This is a genomic window from Dolomitihabitans soli, assembly GCF_022213955.1.
Classification (GTDB): Bacteria; Actinomycetota; Actinomycetes; order Streptosporangiales; family Streptosporangiaceae; genus Streptosporangium_A; species Streptosporangium_A soli.
This window is the reverse complement of the sequence record NZ_JAKNTW010000005.1, coordinates 360,769-378,106: the sequence shown is the minus strand read 5'-3', so window position 1 is coordinate 378,106 and position 17,338 is coordinate 360,769. Positions and strand designations below refer to the sequence as shown.

Annotated in this window: 13 protein-coding genes; 7 read left to right on the top strand and 6 right to left on the bottom strand. The window is 71.0% G+C overall.

The window, feature by feature from the left end; genetic code table 11:
• Positions 1 to 112: 112 nt before the first annotated feature.
• Positions 113 to 748: a TetR/AcrR family transcriptional regulator gene (locus MBA17_RS12600; RefSeq protein ID WP_238496585.1), complete on the top strand. Its 636-nt coding sequence runs from the start codon at positions 113 to 115 to the stop codon at positions 746 to 748.
• Between the two features lie 230 nt (positions 749 to 978).
• On the opposite strand, the gene MBA17_RS12595 is transcribed toward MBA17_RS12600, so the two are convergent.
• Positions 979 to 3,951: an endo-1,4-beta-xylanase gene (locus tag MBA17_RS12595; RefSeq protein WP_238496584.1), complete on the bottom strand. Its 2,973-nt coding sequence runs from the start codon at positions 3,949 to 3,951 to the stop codon at positions 979 to 981.
• A gap of 17 nt (positions 3,952 to 3,968) precedes the next feature.
• Positions 3,969 to 5,354 carry a glycoside hydrolase family 5 protein gene (locus MBA17_RS12590; RefSeq protein WP_238496583.1) on the bottom strand — a complete coding sequence of 462 codons (1,386 nt, stop codon included), beginning with the start codon at positions 5,352 to 5,354 and terminating at the stop codon, positions 3,969 to 3,971.
• A 210-nt stretch (positions 5,355 to 5,564) separates the two neighbouring features.
• Here MBA17_RS12590 and MBA17_RS12585 point away from each other — a divergent pair, with 210 nt between their 5' ends.
• The 6 genes from MBA17_RS12585 (at position 5,565) to MBA17_RS12560 (ending at position 10,199) form a co-directional block, all read left to right on the top strand.
• The gene (locus MBA17_RS12585) at positions 5,565 to 6,578 is read left to right on the top strand and encodes a LacI family DNA-binding transcriptional regulator (protein WP_238496582.1); all 1,014 of its coding nucleotides are present in this window, start codon (positions 5,565 to 5,567) and stop codon (positions 6,576 to 6,578) included.
• Between the two features lie 301 nt (positions 6,579 to 6,879).
• The gene (locus tag MBA17_RS12580) at positions 6,880 to 7,539 is read left to right on the top strand and encodes a cupin domain-containing protein (protein WP_238496581.1); all 660 of its coding nucleotides are present in this window, start codon (positions 6,880 to 6,882) and stop codon (positions 7,537 to 7,539) included.
• Between the two features lie 30 nt (positions 7,540 to 7,569).
• Positions 7,570 to 8,529 carry a DUF418 domain-containing protein gene (locus tag MBA17_RS12575; RefSeq protein ID WP_238496580.1) on the top strand — a complete coding sequence of 320 codons (960 nt, stop codon included), beginning with the start codon at positions 7,570 to 7,572 and terminating at the stop codon, positions 8,527 to 8,529.
• Entirely contained in the window at positions 8,526 to 9,320 is a 795-nt protein-coding gene (locus tag MBA17_RS12570; protein WP_238496579.1) for a carbon-nitrogen hydrolase family protein, read from the top strand. Before MBA17_RS12575 ends, MBA17_RS12570 begins: the two co-directional genes overlap by 4 nt.
• A 37-nt stretch (positions 9,321 to 9,357) precedes the next feature.
• Positions 9,358 to 9,789, top strand: coding sequence for a hypothetical protein (locus tag MBA17_RS12565; RefSeq protein ID WP_238496578.1), 432 nt, complete (start codon positions 9,358 to 9,360; stop codon positions 9,787 to 9,789).
• On the top strand, positions 9,786 to 10,199 hold the full coding sequence (locus MBA17_RS12560) for a hypothetical protein (RefSeq protein WP_238496577.1): 414 nt from the start codon (positions 9,786 to 9,788) through the stop codon (positions 10,197 to 10,199). The genes MBA17_RS12565 and MBA17_RS12560 overlap by 4 nt, the downstream gene beginning before the upstream one ends.
• Here MBA17_RS12560 and MBA17_RS12555 read toward each other — a convergent pair.
• The 4 genes from MBA17_RS12555 to MBA17_RS12540 form a co-directional block, all read right to left on the bottom strand.
• The gene (locus MBA17_RS12555) at positions 10,188 to 11,678 is read right to left on the bottom strand and encodes a carboxyl transferase domain-containing protein (RefSeq protein ID WP_274385349.1); all 1,491 of its coding nucleotides are present in this window, start codon (positions 11,676 to 11,678) and stop codon (positions 10,188 to 10,190) included. The two genes, MBA17_RS12560 and MBA17_RS12555, sit on opposite strands and share 12 nt — an antisense overlap.
• A 2-nt stretch (positions 11,679 to 11,680) precedes the next feature.
• A complete protein-coding gene (locus tag MBA17_RS12550; RefSeq protein ID WP_238496575.1) occupies positions 11,681 to 12,838 on the bottom strand; it encodes a CaiB/BaiF CoA transferase family protein in 1,158 nt (385 codons plus the stop codon).
• Positions 12,839 to 13,460: 622 nt separating this feature from the next.
• Positions 13,461 to 15,278 carry a hydantoinase B/oxoprolinase family protein gene (locus MBA17_RS12545; RefSeq protein ID WP_238496574.1) on the bottom strand — a complete coding sequence of 606 codons (1,818 nt, stop codon included), beginning with the start codon at positions 15,276 to 15,278 and terminating at the stop codon, positions 13,461 to 13,463.
• Positions 15,275 to 17,302 (bottom strand): hydantoinase/oxoprolinase family protein, encoded by a 2,028-nt coding sequence (locus tag MBA17_RS12540; RefSeq protein ID WP_238496573.1) that lies wholly within the window; start codon positions 17,300 to 17,302, stop codon positions 15,275 to 15,277. The genes MBA17_RS12545 and MBA17_RS12540 overlap by 4 nt, the downstream gene beginning before the upstream one ends.
• Positions 17,303 to 17,338: the final 36 nt, after the last annotated feature.

Here is a 17,338-nt window from a genome sequence, read left to right as displayed (position 1 = left end):
GACTTGTGTACGATGTCCACATTTTCGGTGCCGCTACGAGCGACACCGCCGACGGGCGGACGTCCTGTAGGCTACACACTTAAGTGGATGCCGTCCACATAAGGGAGTGGTGATGGTTTCCCCTGCCGAAGCGCCGAAACGGAGCACCTACCGCCACGGCGATCTGCGCAACGCGCTGATAGAGGCCGGCGTCGACCTGGCCCGCGAAAGCGGCCCGGAGGCGGTGGTCCTGCGCGAGGCCACCCGGCGGGCAGGCGTGGTCCCGAACGCCGCCTACCGCCACTTCGCGGATCGTCGTGCCCTTCTTCGCGCCGTCTCCCAGGTGGCGCTGGCCCGGCTGGCCGTCGCCATGGAGAGCGAACCGGAGGACGAACCGGCCGGTGTCCCGGCCGTGCCCGGGTACGGCCGCATCCTGGCCCTCGTCACCGGCTACCTGCGCTTCGCCCAGGCCGAACCGGGACTGTTCCGCGCCGCGTTCTCCACCACCGACATGGTCGGCACCGAAGCCGGATCCAGCACCGAAGCCGGCGGCGTGACGGCGTTCCAACTCCTGAGCACCGCGCTGGACGACCTCGTCGAGAGCGGCGTCCTGCCGGCCGAGCGCCGCCCCGGCGCGGAATACTTCGTCTGGCCCGCCGTGCACGGCTTGGCCGTCCTCCTCATCGACGGCCCGCTGCGCGGCCTGCTCCCGGCGCAAGCCCATGCGGCCGGGCAACGACTCATGGACTCGATCGCACGAGGCATCTGACCCGCGCCAGAGGGTGACAGGCGTATTCGATCCCGGTACACGCGCGCATGGAGAAAGGGGGGAAGTCCGAACCCGCGCCCGTGATACCTGGGGCCGTTCGGGAGGTCCGTGGCGGTCCGGCGCGGGGTCGGCCATCATCGTCCCCAGCCCCGAGACCGGAGATCCTTCGCAGGGCCGCCCCTGGGGACGATCGTGGCCCCGCGCCGCCATGGGGCGGGGCCACGGTCCCGTCATCTGGTCAGGCGTAGCACGCCCCAGCCGGCCGTGCTGAGGTAGGACCGGCCGCCGGCGTCGTGCCAGGTCGCGGCCCCGGTGCGGGCCGGCCCGGTGGCGTCGTTGACCTGGACGTCGAAGCCGAGCAGGGCGTCCCTGGCGAGCCGTACGGTGGGCAGTGCGATCGTCGCCTCGATGACGTAGCCGCCGGGCACCTGCCTGGCCGCCGAGGTCAGGTTGTCCTTGATGGCGAAGGCGTCGAAGGTGCCGCCGACGGTCTGCCTGCCGGTGAAGCCGATCCGGTACTGGCCGTCGTCATCGTCGTAGCCCTTGGTCTTGCCGTTGCCGGGGTCGACGAAGAACTCGACGGAGTCCTGCTCCCAGGCGTTCGCCGACTCCGCGCTGAGGTCGTCGTCGGTGACCTTGGCCAGGACGTGCAGGCGGCCGGGCGACCACAGGGCCTTGACCTTGGCGACGGCCTTCGGGGCGCCCTCGATCACGGTGGCCGTCGTGATCGCGGGAGCGGCGGCCCAGACGGCCTCCTCGACGCCGTCGAGGGTCGGCGTCCCGCCGGGCGCAGACGCCACTTTCACCCGATTTATCGCCTTAAGTCGCCCATTCCATGAAATTTCATCACCACCGGACGTCACCGTGACTCGCCACGGCACCGGCTCCCCCAGCGTGACCGGCAGCAGCGCCTCCACCCGGTACCCGCCGTCCACCTTCTTCACGTGCGCCTTGAACCCTCCTGCGTGCGTGCCACCACGCCTGACCACGTAGTCGGTGCCGCCCGCCCGCACGGTCACCGTGTCCGCCTTGCCGTACGACGGATCCCGCACCTCGGCGAGCACCGCGACCCCGGAGGCGGACCAGCGTGCCTGGAACCCGGCGGACAGCTCGCCCTGCCTGGCGATCGGCGTGTCGGGGAGCAGGTCCCATTCGAGCTCGCGCTTGCCGTCGATCCGCACGCCCGCCTCGGGCGCGCTCAGCTCGCGCACCAGCGGGGCCAGCTTCGCGGGATCGACGACGCCCCAGTAGGCGGGCTTGGCCTGGAGTTCGTCGTCGAAGAGCAGCGGCGGGTTGAGCCGTGTGATGGGGAAGGTCGACAGCCAGGTGCCGTCGTCGGCCAGGCCCCAGACCGTGACCGAGCTCAGCCGGTCCGACTGGCGGCGGAAGACGTCGAAGAGCTCCTTGTACCGGTGGCCCTGCTCGTTGAACAGTTCCGGGGAGATCTCCGGGTAGGACTGGACGAAGTCGGTGTAGACGCTCACGTCCAGCTCGGTGACGTGCTGGTCGACGCCCAGATCGGCGAACCGCTCGATGGTCTTCTCGATCTCCGCCGCGGGCGCCTGCTCGATGTTGACGTGCAGCTGGTGGCCGACGCCGTCGATGGGCACGCCCTCGGCGCGCAGCTTGGCCACGAGGGCGTGCAGGGCCTCCCGTTTGCGCGGGTATTCGGTGTTGTAGTCGTTGATGAACAGCTTGGCGTCCGGATCGGCCTCGCGGGCCACCCGGAAGGCCGTGCGGATGTAGTCGAGCCCGGTGATCTCGAACCATCTGCTGCGGCGCAGGCCGTCCGGCTGGTTCTCGTCGATGACCTCGTTCACCACGTCCCAGGCGTCGATCTTGCCCCGGTACCTTCCCGCCACCGCCCTGATGTGCTTCTCCAGCCTGCTGAGCAGCAGCGCCTTGTCCTCCGGGGTCGCCTCCAGCCCTTCGAACACCCACGCGGGCGTCTGGCTGTGCCAGGCGAGCGTGTGACCGCGGAACTTCAGGCCGTGCTGCTCCGCGAAGCCCACCAGGTGGTCGGCCTCGGCGAAGGTGAACTCGCCCTCGCGCGGCTCGGTGGCCTCCCACTTCAGGTCGTTGCCCGGCGTCATGCTGGAGAAGTGCTTGAGCAGCAGCTCACCGTGCTCGCCCAGGGTCGCGGCGCGCTCGACGGCGGTCCCCAGCTCGAACGGCAGGCCGTCCGCGGCGTCGGGGATGTCGGTCTGGATCGGCTTGGGCTCGATGTAGGAGAGGGCGAAGTCGTCGAGCAGGAAGGGGAACGTGCCGGTCCCGGACTCGACGTAGACGGCCAGGAAGTCGACGTCGTGCGCCAGCGTGTAGGTGCCCGTGAGCCGCGTCCACTCGCCGGCGGTGATCGCCTTGGGCGCCGCCACCCGCTCGTAGACGGGCTCGCCCGCCGTCCGGCGTTCGAGGGAGAGGCCGAGGTCGCCGGAGGTCACGTCCGGGCCGAGCCGTACCCACACCGACAGGGCGTACTTCGAGCCCTTGTTCATCCTGCCGAGGACCTTGAGCGACGGGCCGTCCCAGGAGGCCGAGCGGCCGGTGACCGCCAGGCTGCGGGTGCCGCCGTGCGCCGTCTCACCGGTCACCGCGAGCGCCGCCGACGCGCGGGGGGTCCAGCCCTGGGCGGTTCCCGACTCGAAGTCGGTGCTCAGCCCGCTCTGCCCGGGATCCTCGTCGGCCGTGATCGTGATGTCGTCGAGGTAGTAGCGGGAGGTGGCGTCCGAACTCTCCGCGTAGAGCAGCAGTTCGCTGGAGGCCGCGCCGTAGGTGTACTCGCCGGACAGCTCCACCCAGGCCGCGTCGGTGACGGTGCCCGCCGCCACCCGCTCGTAGGCGGTGGTCCCGCCGTCCGGCGTGCGCTGCGCGGTGAGCGCGACGGTGCTGGACGGCTGCCCGCTCACCAGGCGGGCGTGGGCCGTCACGGTGTAGGTGACGCCCACGTCGAGGAACGGCAGCGCGTCGACGCTCGCGCCGTGCCAGGTGGCGGTGCGGCCGTCGACGAGCAGCGCGCGCGTACCCGTGTGCGCCGCCGCGCCGGTGACCGTCACGGACACGCCGTCGCCCCGGGGACCCCAGCCGTGGGCGGTGCCGTCCTCGAAGTCGTGCTTCTCGATCTGTACGGCGTTCGCCTGGGCCGGCGCCACCACGGGCGCCACGCATAACAGGAGAGCCGCCGCCCACAGGCGGAGGGTGCGCATCGGGGGGCTCCTTCGGTTCAGCGGCCGAGGCTGCCGGCGAGCAGGTCGATCAGGGGTTGCCTGCGCGTGCAGGCGGGCAACGCGAAGGAGTCGGCCAGGGCGAGCAGTTCCTCGTCCGGCAACCCCCGCAGCAGCTCCGCGTACTCCGGGACCAGGGCCTGCGCGATGAGGACGTGCCTGATCAGGTCGTCGATCTGGTAGCGGGCTCCCCACGGGTAGGGGTGCCAGGCGGGGAACTCCGTCTCCAGCATCTCGTGCAGCGGCCCGAGGACGCCGGACGACTCCTCCATCGTCGAGCCCCACCGGTCGGCGCCGAGCCGCCGCTTCTTCTCGATGAACGGCCCGAACCGCTCAAGGTAGGGGCCCGTGGCGTGCACCAGCCCCTGCAGGCCGACGTCCTTGTAGGTCCAGATCGACCAGCCGGCGTCGTGCGCGTCGTAGATGTCGAGCTGGTCGGCGAGGATCTGGTACCGCTGCGCGTCGACGACGGGGTCGCCGGTGTAGACCGGCCCGAACTCGCCCACCCACAGCGGGGTCCCGGTCTCGCGCTGGAACCGGGTCCGCTTCTCGAAGGCCTGCTCCAGCTGCGCGCGGTCGCACCACTCACCACGCGTGTGACCGGGGTACGGCCCGCCGTGCGCGAACCCGGCCAGCGCGTAGTCGTGGCAGACGAAGACCGTGTTGGCGTACACCTCGCGGAAGACCGAGAAGTCGGTGGAGTAGGTGTTGCCGTCCATGAACAGGACGTGCCCGGGGTCGGCGTCGCGCACGGCCTTGACCAGCCGGTCGTAGAACGGGCCGATCACCTTGCCGCTCGGGTCGCCCGGCTCGTTCACCGGGTTGTAGCCGGCCACCCAGGGATGGTCGCGGTATCTGTCGGCGATGGCCTCCCACAGGTGCACCACCCGGTCCTGGAAGTGGCGGTGCTGCCAGAACGCGGCGATGTGGGTGGGGTTGTCGGAGTGCCAGTGCTGGTTCTGCGAGCCGGGCAGCGCGTGCAGGTCGATGACGCTGTAGATGCCCTCGGCCGCGCACAGGTCGATCACCCGGTCCAGGTGGCGGAACCCGTCCTCGATGATCTCCATGGGCCGCTCGTCCGACTCGAAGTGCCGGTAGTTGATCGGGATCCGGACGCAGTTCACCCCCATCCCCGCGAGCAGCTCCGCGTCGCGCTCGCCGAAGAACGCGGTCAGCAGCCGGTCGAAGAAGAGCTCGTAGCGTTCCTCGCCGAGGACCTCGCGGACGGCGGTGCGCATGGTGCCCTCGTTGGCGGGATAACCGGTGATGAAGTTCTCCATGTTCATCCAGCCCCCGAGGCCGACACCGCGCAGCCGTACCGGGCTGCCCGCCGCGTCGACGAGGCGGGATCCCGAGACGCGCAGGGCCACCTGGTTGTCGAGCATCAACTCTCCTCTTGTGGCGAGATCTTCGCTGATGGACCGCTCCTGGCGTGTGAAACTTTCGATAATATACCGAATATTTCGTGATCCGGAGCGTACGCAACCATCGTGCCCCGGTCAATAGGATGAAACGGGAGCGCTCCCACAAGTCACGCTCGTCTGGTGAGAGGCCGACGTCAATGCCCCCGAAAGTTTTCGGCTAGAATTCTCCGCATGGCAGTGAAACGGCGGGTCACGATCGCGCTGATCGCGGAGGAGGCCGGTGTCTCGGTCCCCACGGTCTCGAAGGTGATCAACGGCAGGCCCGAGGTCGCCCCCGACACTCGCCGCCGGGTGGAGAAGCTGCTCCACAAGCACGGCTACCAACGGCGCGGCGGGCAGGGCGACGGTCCCGTCGGGCTGATCGACCTCGTCTTCGCCGAGATAGAGAGCCCGTGGGCGATGGAGGTCATCAGGGGCGCCGAGACCGCCGCCCACGAGGCCGAGGCCAGCGTGGTGATCTCGGTGATGCACACGCACTCCGGGCCCGGCCGCGACCTGCTCGACCGCATCGCGGCCCGCCGTACCGACGGGGTGGTGATAGTGGCCTCCCGCCTGTCCCCCGTGCAGCACGGCCAGCTCGGCGCCCGGAAGATCCCGTTCGTCGTCGTCGATCCCGAGGGAGAGCCCGGCCCCGACGTGGCCTCGGTCGGCGCCACCAACTGGCAGGGCGGGCTGGCCGCCACCCGGCACCTCCTGGAGTGGGGACACCGGCGGATCGCGGTGATCGGCGGACCGCCCGACATGCTGTGCAGCCGGGCGCGCATAGACGGTTACCGCGCCGCCCTGGAGACCGCCGGTCTGGACGTCGACCCCGACCTGATCCGTTACGGCGACTTCCTCGTCGGCTCGGGCCACGAGCAGGCCCACGCGCTGCTCGACCTTCCCGAACCGCCGACCGCGATCTTCGCGGGCAGCGACATGCAGGCGTTCGGCGTCTTCGAGGCCGCCCGCCGCCGCGGCCTGCGCGTCCCCGACGACCTCAGCGTCGTCGGCTTCGACGACCTCCCGCTGGCCAGGTCCGCCTGGCCGCCGCTGACGACCGTCCGCCAGCCCCTCCAGGAGATGTCCGCCCTGGCCACCCGCATGGTTCTCGCCATGTCCCGCGGCGAGCCCCCGGAGACCCGCCGCGTGGAGCTCTCCACCGACCTCGTCGTCCGCGACAGCACCGCCCCCTTCGCCCGCTGACCCGGGGACGCCCCGCCGGCGAGTGCGCGCCCTCCGGCCAGGACCTGGGAGAAACCCGCCGCGCAGGGTGACACGCCCGCACCGGAGGCGGCGTTCGGCTCGGATGACCCCGCGAGTCCGCCCGTCGGGTCTCACCATGATCCGGCGGCCTCGTCCTGTCGTGCGCGAAGCCGTGGCATTGACGCTGCCGAGATCACCACATACGTTGGCCAGCGAAACTTCTCAAGATCTAACCGAAAGTTTCATACATCCGATCCATGCAGGAAGAGGCGGGAATCCCCGACGGCGAAAGGGGCAGGCATTGTTCTTTCCAGGTGGTGTGGGCGTCTCCGGCCTGCGCGTCTACGACTGGCCGACGACCGACGGCCTGTGCGGCGGCTCCCCGCACATGCACCTGGCCTGCACGGAGGCGTACGTCGTCATCGGCGGCTCGGGCGCGGTGCAGACCCTGACGCTCTCCGGCTACGCCGAGACCCCCCTGGAACCGGGCGACGTCGTGTCGGTCCCGCCCGGCACGATCCACCGCCTGCTCACCTTCGACGGCCGCCTGCGGCTCGTCGTCATCATGCAGAACGACGGCCTCCCCGAGGCGGGCGACTCGGTGTTCACCTTCCCCGCTCCCGTCCTCGCCGACCCGGAGGCGTACGGCAGGGCCGCGGCGGCCGACCCGCGTCCCCGGCGGGACCTGGCCATCCAGGGCTTCCTCGACCTCCGCAGGAACGGCCGCAAGGCGGTCGGCGACTTCCACCTGGCCGCCTCCCGCCTGATCGCGCCCAGCCTCGACGCGCTGGAGGACCGGTGGCGGGCGGGCGCGCTGGCCGCCGCCGAGGAGACCCGCGGACACCTCGCCGGCCTCCGCCGGGGCGACCTGTCCCACCTGCGCGAGGCGAGGGTGCGCAAGGCCGGACCCGAGGCCCGGATGGGGATGTGCGGGCACCTGGACGCCTATCCGGTGGACTAGCCTGCATTGTGTGATCTCCGCCGTGTACGGGTGGTCGGGCTGGCCGAGCTGACCCGCCAGGAGAAGGCCGGGCGCATCCACGAACTGGACGCTGTCCGCGGCTTCGCGCTGTGCGGAATCATGCTGGTGAACTCCTGGCAGCAGCCGAACGACGCCTTCAAGGGCCAGCCGGACGTCCCCGTCGACTGGGTCGCGGAGAACCTCCTGCAGAGCAGGTTCTACCCGATCTTCTCCTTCCTGTTCGGCGTCAGCCTGGTGTTGTTCCTGCGCTCCACGGACGACGACCGGTGGGCGCTGTTCCGGCGGCTCGTCGTGCTGGCCGGCTTCGGCGTCCTGCACACCGCCGTCAACCCCGGCGAGGTGCTCCTGCCGTACGCGGCCTTCGGTCTGGCGGTGCTGCTACCCGCCGCGTTTCTGCCCCGGCTCGCCGTGCTGGTCCTCGGCGTCGCCGCGACCGCGTGGGCGGCCGGGCAGGGCGGCGGGGTGATCCTGATCCCGGGACTGTTCCTGCTGGGGGCGGCCGCGACGGAGTATCGGCCGTCTCCCCGGCTGGTGGTGCCCGTCTTCCTGGTCAGCGCCCCGCTCGGGGCCGCGCTCACCACCCTGTGGGTGCTCACCGGCGGCGACTCCCGCACGTTCGTCGCGGCGGTCTACCCGATGGCGGGCCTGGTCACCGCGGTCGCGTACGTCACGGGGCTGCTGATCCTGCTCCGCACCCCGATGCGCGGCGCCCTCATCGCCGTGCTCGCTCCGCTCGGCCGCATGGCCCTGACCAACTACGTGCTCAGCACGCCGATCATCCTGCTGGCGCTGCCGTTGCTGGCCGCCGATCGCACCCGCCTGGCCGGGGTCGTCCTCAGCGTGGTGGCGCTCGCCGCGCAGGTCGCGGCGTCCCGCTGGTGGCTCGCCAGGTTCAGGTACGGCCCGCTGGAATGGGTGTGGAGGTGCCTTACCTGGGGGGCATGGGTTCCCAATAGGGTGGACCGGTGACGACTCTCGCACTGTGCCAGATCCCCGTCTCCGTCGACCCCGAGGTCAACCTGGAGCGGGCCGTCCGGGCGATCGCCGAGGCCGCGGCGGGCGGCGCCAAGCTGGCGATCTTCCCCGAGGCGACGCTGACCAGGTTCGGCAAGCGGATCGTCGAGCTGGCCCAGCCGCTCGGCGGGCCGTTCGTCACCGGCCTCGCCGAGGCCGCCGCCGCCCACGGCATCGCGGTGATCGCCGGGGTGTTCGAGCCGAATGCGGGCCGGGTGCACAACACCGCGGTCGCGATCGACGAGTCGGGCGAGATCAAGGCGGCCTACCGGAAGATCCACCTGTACAACTCCTTCGGGGCGCGCGAGTCCGACCTGGTCGCGCCGGGCGACTCCGCCACCGTGGTGGAGCTCGCCGGGCTCCGGGTCGGGCTGATCACCTGCTACGACGTCCGCTTCCCCGAACTGGCCAGGGATCTGGTCGACCAAGGCGCCGAACTGTTCGCGGTGATCGCCGCCTGGGGTTCCGGCCCGATGAAGGAGGACCACTGGATCACCCTGGTCCGGGCCCGCGCGATCGAGAACACCATGTGGACCGCCGCCGTCGGGCAGGCCCCGAGCGCGGAGAGCAAAGACGGCTTCGGGGTGGGCCGCAGCATGCTCGTCGATCCGCTCGGCGTGGTCCGCTGCGACATGGGCCCCTTGGCCGGGGTGCGGACCTGCACGGTCGACGCGGCCGCCACCGCCGAGATCAGGGCCACCCTTCCCTGCCTGGAACACCGCGTCCTGGGCGTCAAGCGATCGTAAACTGATTCCTGTGAACGAGCCGGGTAAGAGAACGCTGATGTTAAAGGTCATTCCCCCCCGGCTGCTCGTCCCGTATCTCTCCGGTAAACGCAACGTGATCTCCGGCTACGTCTACCGCGCACAGGACTGCACCAGGCTGACCACGCCCAAGCACTACTTCCATGCCCTCGACCTGGGCTTCGAGGGTTCCGAACTGACCGCCGACGTGCCCGAGCTCTACCTCGTCAAGTGGGAGGCGCGCGACGTCGACACCTACGTCGTGCCGTACGGCCCGCACATGGGCGGCGACTGGAGCGATGCACCCCCTTTCGCCGGCAACGGCTTCACCACCTCCCGTGACCATGTCGTGCTCCAGTTCCACACCGTGCCGATGCCGATCCCGGCCGGCGCCGAGATCGTCTGCGTCACCCCTGGCACGGAGCGCCCTTTCGGCGTCTACGACGGCCTCACCTGGCGGCGGGCCGCATGAGCGCCGAGCTCGAACCGGTCGCCTCCGGATTCGTCGCCCATCTCGGCGACCAGACCTACGCCGCCGCGCTGGGCGGCGGCTTCGACGACGTGGTGCTGTTCAGCGAGGAGGCCCACGAGGGTTTCACCGACGTCGCCGGCTACTGGCGCAGGGTCGTCACCCGGGCGGAGCTGACCTGGCTGGTGATGATCCGCACCGTCGGCGCGTTCGGCGGCGAGCCGTGCGTGGTCCTCGACGAGGACGAGGACGGCCTGCACATCGCCTACACCGGGCACAGCGGCACCAAGGCCGAGACCCTCGGCTACTGGATGGTCGACCACGGCGCCTACGAGGTGGTCGTCCCCCGCGAGGAGGTCTTCTCGATCCGCATCGAGCGCACCCGGGTCCCGCTCACCGAGTCAGAGTCCTAGCCTCCGGTAGCGGTCGAGGCGGACCGCCAGGCGGTCGGCGGGCCGGCGGCCGAGCAGCCCCGCGATCTCGTACTCCAGGGCGGCGGCGATCCGCGCGCAGAACGCCTCGGGCTCATAGGCGGCGTCGGGGAGTTCGGGGACGATCCTGTCGATGATCCCGTCGCGTTGCAGATCGGCCGCCCGCACTCCCTGGGCGGCGGCGATCTCGGGGGCGAAGTCGACGCTGCGGTAGAGGATCGCGGAAGCGCCCTCCGGGGGCAGCGGGGAGAGCCAGCCGTGCTGGGCCGCGAGCACCCGGTCGGCGGGCAGCAGGGCGAGCGCCGCGCCGCCCGCACCCTCGCCGAGGATCAGGCACACCGTCGGGGCGTCGAGCATGACCATGTCGGCCAGCGATCGGGCGATCTCACCCGCGAGGCCGCCCTCCTCGGCCGTCTTGGACAGCGCCGCGCCACCGGTGTCGATCACGGTCACCAGGGGCAGGCCGAGGTCGGAGGCCAGTTTCATGCCGCGCCTGGCGACCCGCAGGCCGGCCGGCCCGAGCGGGGCGACCGCCCGCTGCCGGTTCCGGTCCTGGCCGAGCACCACTGCGGGCGCCGCGCCGAACCTGGCCAGGGCCAGCAGCAGTCCCGGGTCGTTCTCCCCCGTGCCGGTGCCGTTGAGCGGGGTCACGTCGGAGGCGCCGAGCTTGAGCACGGCACGCACGCCGGGCCGGTCGTCGCGGCGCGATCGGCTGATGGCCTCCCACGCCTCGACCGGCCGTACCGGCGCGACCGGCTCGGGGCCCACCGGCAGCCCCTCCCGCGGCCCGCACAGCACCGCGAGCGCCCGGACGGCGAGCTGCCGGGCCTCCTCGGCCGAGACGACCGCGTCGACCAGGCCGTGCGTGAAGAGGTTCTCCGCGACCTGCACGCCCTCGGGAAAGGGATAACCGTGCAGCGACTCGAAGACGCGGGGCCCGAGGAACCCGATCAGCGCGCCCGGCTCGGCGGCGGTCACGTGCCCGAGCGAGCCCCAGGACGCGAAGACCCCGCCGGTGGTGGGGTGCCGCAGATAGACGATGTACGGCAGGCCGGCGTCCTTGTGCAGGGACACCGCAGCGGTGATCTTGACCATCTGGGTGAAGGCGAGCGCGCCCTCCTGCATCCGGGTGCCGCCGGAGGCCGGGGCGGCCAGCAGCGGCAGCCGCTCGCGGGTGGCCCGCTCGACCGCCCGCACCAGCCGCTCGGCCGCGGCCACCCCGATGGACCCGGCGAGGAAGGAGAACTCACAGGCCACCACGGCGACCCTGCGCCCGTCGAGCAGCCCTTCGCCGGTCACCACCGACTCGTCGTACGACGTCTTGGCCCGCGCGGCGGCGAGCTCCTCGGCATAGGAGGAGCCCGGCTCGGCCGGGTCCACCGGCGGCGCGTCCCAGCTCTTCCAGGAGCCGGGGTCGAGCACGACCTCGATCAGCGTGCGGGCGTCGGGGCGCTGCGGCAGGCTCACCGCTCCCGCTCCTCCAGCCAGGCGAGCACCGCCTCACCATCCTGGCCGAGCGCGGGCGGGGCGGTGTGTTCGACGGCCGGCGCGCCGTCGAAGCGCAGGGGCGGCCCCGGCAGGCTGATCCGGCCGAGAACGGGGTGCTCGACGTCGACGATGAGGCCCTGGGAGCGGGTCTGCTCCCATTCGTAGACCTCGTCGAGGGTGCGGATCGCGCCCGCGGGGACGCCGAGCGTGGCCAGCTCGGCGAGCCAGTGGGCGCGGTCGTGCGCGGCCAGTGCCTTCTCCATGTCGGCGATCAACTCCTCCCGGTGCGCAAATCTCTCCCTATTTGTCGCATATTTCGGCATTTCCGGGTCGATGTCGAGAAGAGGGGCGACTTTTCTCCATTGTGAGTCATTTGCGGCGGCGATCTGGAGCATGCCGTCGGCGCATCGGAAGGCACCGTAGGGGGCGATGCTGGCATGGTGGTTGCCGTTGGCGCGGGGCACCACGCCGCCGACCGTCCACGCGGTCGCGTGGTAGGCGTGCACGCCGGTGATCGCGGCGAGCAGCGAGGTGCGCACGACCGTGCCCCGCCCGGTCCGCTCCCGCTCGTGCAACGCGGCGACCACGCCGTACGCGCCGTACATGCCCGCGAGGATGTCGCCGATCGAGGCGCCGACCCGGTACGGCTCCGCCGGGGAGGGCCCGGTGAGGCTCATCAGCCCCGCCTCGCCCTGGGCGATCTGGTCGTATCCCGGCCGGCCGCCCTCGGGACCGTCGTGCCCGAACCCGGTGATCGACAACACCACGAGGCGCGGGTTGAGCTCGTGCAGCCGCTCGACGGGGAAGCCGAGCCGGTCGAGGACGCCGGTCCGGAAGTTCTCGATCAGCACGTCGCTCTGCCGTACGAGCCGCTCGATGAGGGTCTTGCCCTCGGGCGACTTCAGGTCGACGGCGAGCGACTCCTTGTTGCGATTGCTCGCCAGGAAGTAGGTGGATATGTCGTGATCTGGGCCGACGAACGGCGGGCCCCATCCCCGAGACTCGTCGCCTCCGTCGGGATGCTCCACCTTGACGACCTTGGCTCCGAGATCGCCCAGCATCTGGGCGGCGTGTGGTCCTGCCAGCGCGCGCGAGAGATCGAGCACGACGATGTCGGCGAGAGGTCCCTGCAAGATCAGCCTCCTGTGGTGGTCGCCGAGCCTAGCCGAATCGCAGTAGTGCGTTCGCCTGCCCCAGCCTGCCAGGTGCCCCCATCGCGCCCGGTGGTGGGCCCGGACACCTACCCTCGATCCTGCCCGAACCCCGCTCTCGTCCACACCCCCTGTTCCACCCACCGGCCACATCGACGACACTCAAACCCATCCCCACCGGACTCCCGCCGTCGTAATCTAGGCTGGCCGCCTCCTACGGGGGGAACTGGAAGTGAGCCCGGGTGGACCGCCGGACGACGGAAGCCCGGGCTTCGCGTTGTTCAGGTGACAGCGAGTGCCCGAGTGGGTACATTGAGGTTGCCGCCCCTCGCTGAGGGGAGAGGAAGTGAGCCCGGGTGGACCGCCGGACGACGGAAGCCCGGGCTTCGCGTTGTTCAAGGTCATCCAATAGAGCATCGCTCCATGACCACTCCCGCCCCCAGTTCTTTCCAGAACCGTTCTTGTCCGGCCTCCGCCAACGAGGCGGCGCCGGCGACAATGTCCGGCATCCAGATGAGCGGTTCTGCTTCCGACTTCTGCCTGCGAACCCTGAGCCGAGGTGGAATCAGGTCCCTGATACGCATCACGTCTTTACAGAACGTGTTCATTCCTCGGATATGCGATCGACGTCGGCGTGCGGGCTGCCGCCTGAGAGGCGGGGGTAGCCGGGACCGCGGTCGAAGAAGGCGGGGGACGGGGGGTGGGCGCGCAGGCGGGCGGTGACCGCCTCGTCCACGGTGAGGTCGTCGCGCAGGGCCACGCCGTAGTCGTCGCGGGCGCCGCCGGGCGACACCTTGCCGTCGCGGACGTCGGCGGCGACCAGCGCGGGATCGCGCTCGTACGGCGAGCCCCAGCCGCCGCCCCCGGTGGTCCGGATCCGGATCACCTGGCCCTGCCGTACGGGTGAGTCGTCGACCAGGCCGTCCATCTCCTCGCCGTCGACGGTCACCAGGAACGGGCGTCCGGCACGGCCGCCGTTGACGCCCCAGCAGGCCAGGATGGCACGGTCGGCGATCGACATGAACGAGGCGTCGCGGAGCATCCGCAGGTGCTTGTCGTAGCCGAGCCCGCCGCGGAAGAGCCCGGGGCCGCCGCTGTCGACCGCCAGGCCCAGCCGCTCGACCCGGAACGGCCAGCGCGACTCGGCGAACTCGACGGGGATGTTGCGCGAGTCGGGCACCACGTGGATGGTGTCCTCGCCGTCGGCGTACCAGCGTCCGCCGGAGCCGCCGCCGAGGACCTCGCGCATGAGGTACGGCGTGCCGTCGGCGGCCGTGCCGTACACGCCGGTGTAGCGGATCGTCTCCTGGTCGGCGGGCATCCGGCCGCCGGTGGCCTTGGCCAGGACGCCCGCGAGCACGCCGAGCAGGCGCAGGATGACGAAGGTACGGGCGTTGGTGGGGGCGGGGAAGATCGGGGTGAGCAAAGTCCCCTTATCCGGAAAAATCATCTTTATAAGGGGCACGACGCCCTCGTTGACGTCCAGCTCGGCCATCCGCTCGGGAGTGTCGGCCAGGTTGCGCAGGATCGGGGCCAGCCACTTCTTCAGGAAGACCCCGTCGGCGTAGTCGCCCGCGTGGTTGATCGGGCCCTTGGCCTGGGGCGAGGTACCGGTGAAGTCGATGGTCAGCGGCTCGGGTGCGGCGTGGTCGACGGTGAGCGTGATCCGCTGGGCGTGCAGCCGGGGCGGATCGACCCCGTCGTGCTCGGCGTAGTCCTCCCAGACGTGGACGCCTTCCGGGATCTTGGTGAGCAGTTCGCGGCGGAACGTCTCCGTCGTCTTGGCGATGATCGCGTCGAAGCACGACTCCACCGCCGCCCTGCCGTACCGGTCGAACAGCTCGGCCAGGCGGCGGGCGCCCATCAGGCAGGCGGAGCACTCGGCGTCGAGGTCGCCGGCGAGGGAGTCGGGCATCCGGGAGTTGCGCGTCATGATCGTCAGGGCCGCGCGGTTGGGCACGCCGCGGTCCCACAGCTTGATCGGGGGGACCATCAGCCCCTCCTCGAACACGCTGGTCGCGTGCGACGGCATGGAACCCGGTACGGCCCCGCCGATGTCGTCATGGTGGCCGAACGCCTGGACGAAGGCGACCACCGCGCCGTCGTGGAAGACGGGGACGGTGACGCACAGGTCGGGCAGATGGCCGATGCCGCCCTCGGAGAGGTAGACGTCGTTGTGGAAGTAGACGTCGCCCGGGTGCATCTCCTCGATCGGGAAGTCCCTGACCACCGGCTGGACCAGGGCGGAGTAGGACCTGCCGGTCAGCTTGCGCAGGCGGGCGTCGTGGATTCCGGCGCGGAAGTCGTGGGCGTCACGGATCATCGGAGAGCGGGCCGTACGGGCGATGGCCGTCTCGACCTCCTGCTCGACGGAGGCGAGGGTGCCTTCCACGATCTCCACCAGGATGGGATCGATGATCATGCTTGCTCCCTGCGGATCGTCAGGTTCCCGTGGTCGTCGACGGTGGCGGTGAAGCCGGGGTGCAGGGGCAGCGTGGAGCCGTACTCCTCGATCACGGCGGGGCCCGTGACGCGGGCGCCCGGCGGGAGGTCCGCCCGCTGGTGGACGGGGGTGTCCTCCCGGGTGTCGAAGAAGACGGGACGGCTGCGCGGCGGGCCGGCGGCGGGGGGCGGCGGGGCGAAGCGGGGGGCCGGGTGGGTCGTCGGACCGATGGCGGAGACGCGGAGGTTGACCCATTCGGGGCTGTGCCGGGGATCGTCGTGGTAGGCGTAGCCGTACAGGCTCTGGTGGGCGGTGTGGAAGCGGGACAGGACCGCCGAGCGCCAGGCGTCGTCGATGGGGCCGCCGGGAGCGGGGACGCGGACCTCGTACGCCTGGCCGTAGTAGCGGAGGTCGGCGCTGCGGGCGTAGACGTGGCGCTCGCGGGGGAAGCCCTCGCGGTCGAGCGCCTCGGCCGCCTGCGCCTCCAGGTCGGCGTAGACGACGGCGGCGGTCGCGGGGGCCAGGTCACGGGTGACGAAGGTGCGCACGTAGTCGTTCTTGACGTCCACGGTGAGCAGGCCGTACGCCGAGACGTTGCCCGGGTCGCGCGGCACGATGACGGCGGGCAGCGACAGGATGTCCATCAGCCGGCAGGCCAGCAGCGGCCCCGAGCCGCCGAACGTGACGAGCGGGAAGTCGCGCACGTCGAGGCCGCGTTTGACGGTGAGCCGCCGGATCGCGTTCGACTGGTTGAAGGCGCTGATCTCCAGGATCCCGGTCGCCGTGCGCTCGGGGGTCAGGCCCAGCTTGGCCGCCAGCTCCTGGATCCCACCGGCGGCCGCGGCCGCGTCGAGCGGGATCTCGCCGCCGAGCAGGTGCGGCGGCACCCTGCCGAGGAAGACATGGGCGTCGGTGACGGTGACCTCGCTGCCGCCCCTGCCGTAGCAGAGCGGACCGGGGTCGGCGCCGGCCGACTTCGGGCCGACCTTGAGGGTGCCCTCGGGCGAGATCCAGGCGACCGAGCCGCCGCCCGCGCCCACCGTGCCGATGTCGATCATCGGGATCTTGCACGGGTACCGCCCGATCGCGCCCTCGGTGGTCAGCGACGGCTCCCCCTCGATCACCACCGCGACGTCCGTCGAGGTGCCGCCGCCGTCAAGGGTGATCACGGAGCCGTGCCCCGCCGTACCGGCGATCAGAGCCGCGCCCAGGGCTCCGGCGGCGGGCCCCGACAGGACCGTGGTGATCGGCTGGTGCACGACCTCGGCGGCGGACAGCATGCCGCCGTTGCTCTTCATCACCGAGAACGAGGTCTGCAGGCGTTCGGACAGGTTGGCGATGTAGCGCCGCATGGTCGGCTTGACCGCCGCGTCGACCAGCGTGGTGACCGACCGCTCGTACTCCCGGTACTCGCGCAGGACGTCGCTGGACAGCGAGACGACCGCCGCGGGGTGCTCCCTGGCCAGCACTTCGCGCATCCGCAGCTCGTGTTCGGGATTGGCGTAGGAGTGCAGGAAGCACACGCCGATCGCGGTGATCCCCCGCTCGCGGAACCACCCGGCCACGCTCGCGGCCTGCTCCTCGTCGAACGGGCGGACCTCCCGCCCGAGATGATCGAGCCGGCCGCCGACGGTCCTGACCCGCTCCACGGGCACGATCCGGGGCGGTTTGACCCAGAAGTAGGAGTTGCCGTAGCCGTCGGGGACACTCTGCCTGGCGATCTCCAGGATGAACTCGAACCCCTCGGTGGTGACGAAACCGAGGTCCTCGATCCGGTCTTCGAGCAGCTGGTTGGTCGCCACCGTGGTCCCGTGCACGATGCCCGCCACCTCGTACGGGCCGGCACCTGACATGATCTTCTCGATGCCCGCGAGGAACCCTTCCGCGGGATCGGCGGGCGTCGACGGGGTCTTGGTCGTGATGATCTCACCGGTCTGCTCGTCGACCACGACCACGTCGGTGAACGTGCCCCCGGTGTCGACGCCGATTCGGACGCTGCGCATGCAATGGTGTCTACCCACCTGCCGGGCACCCGCGAT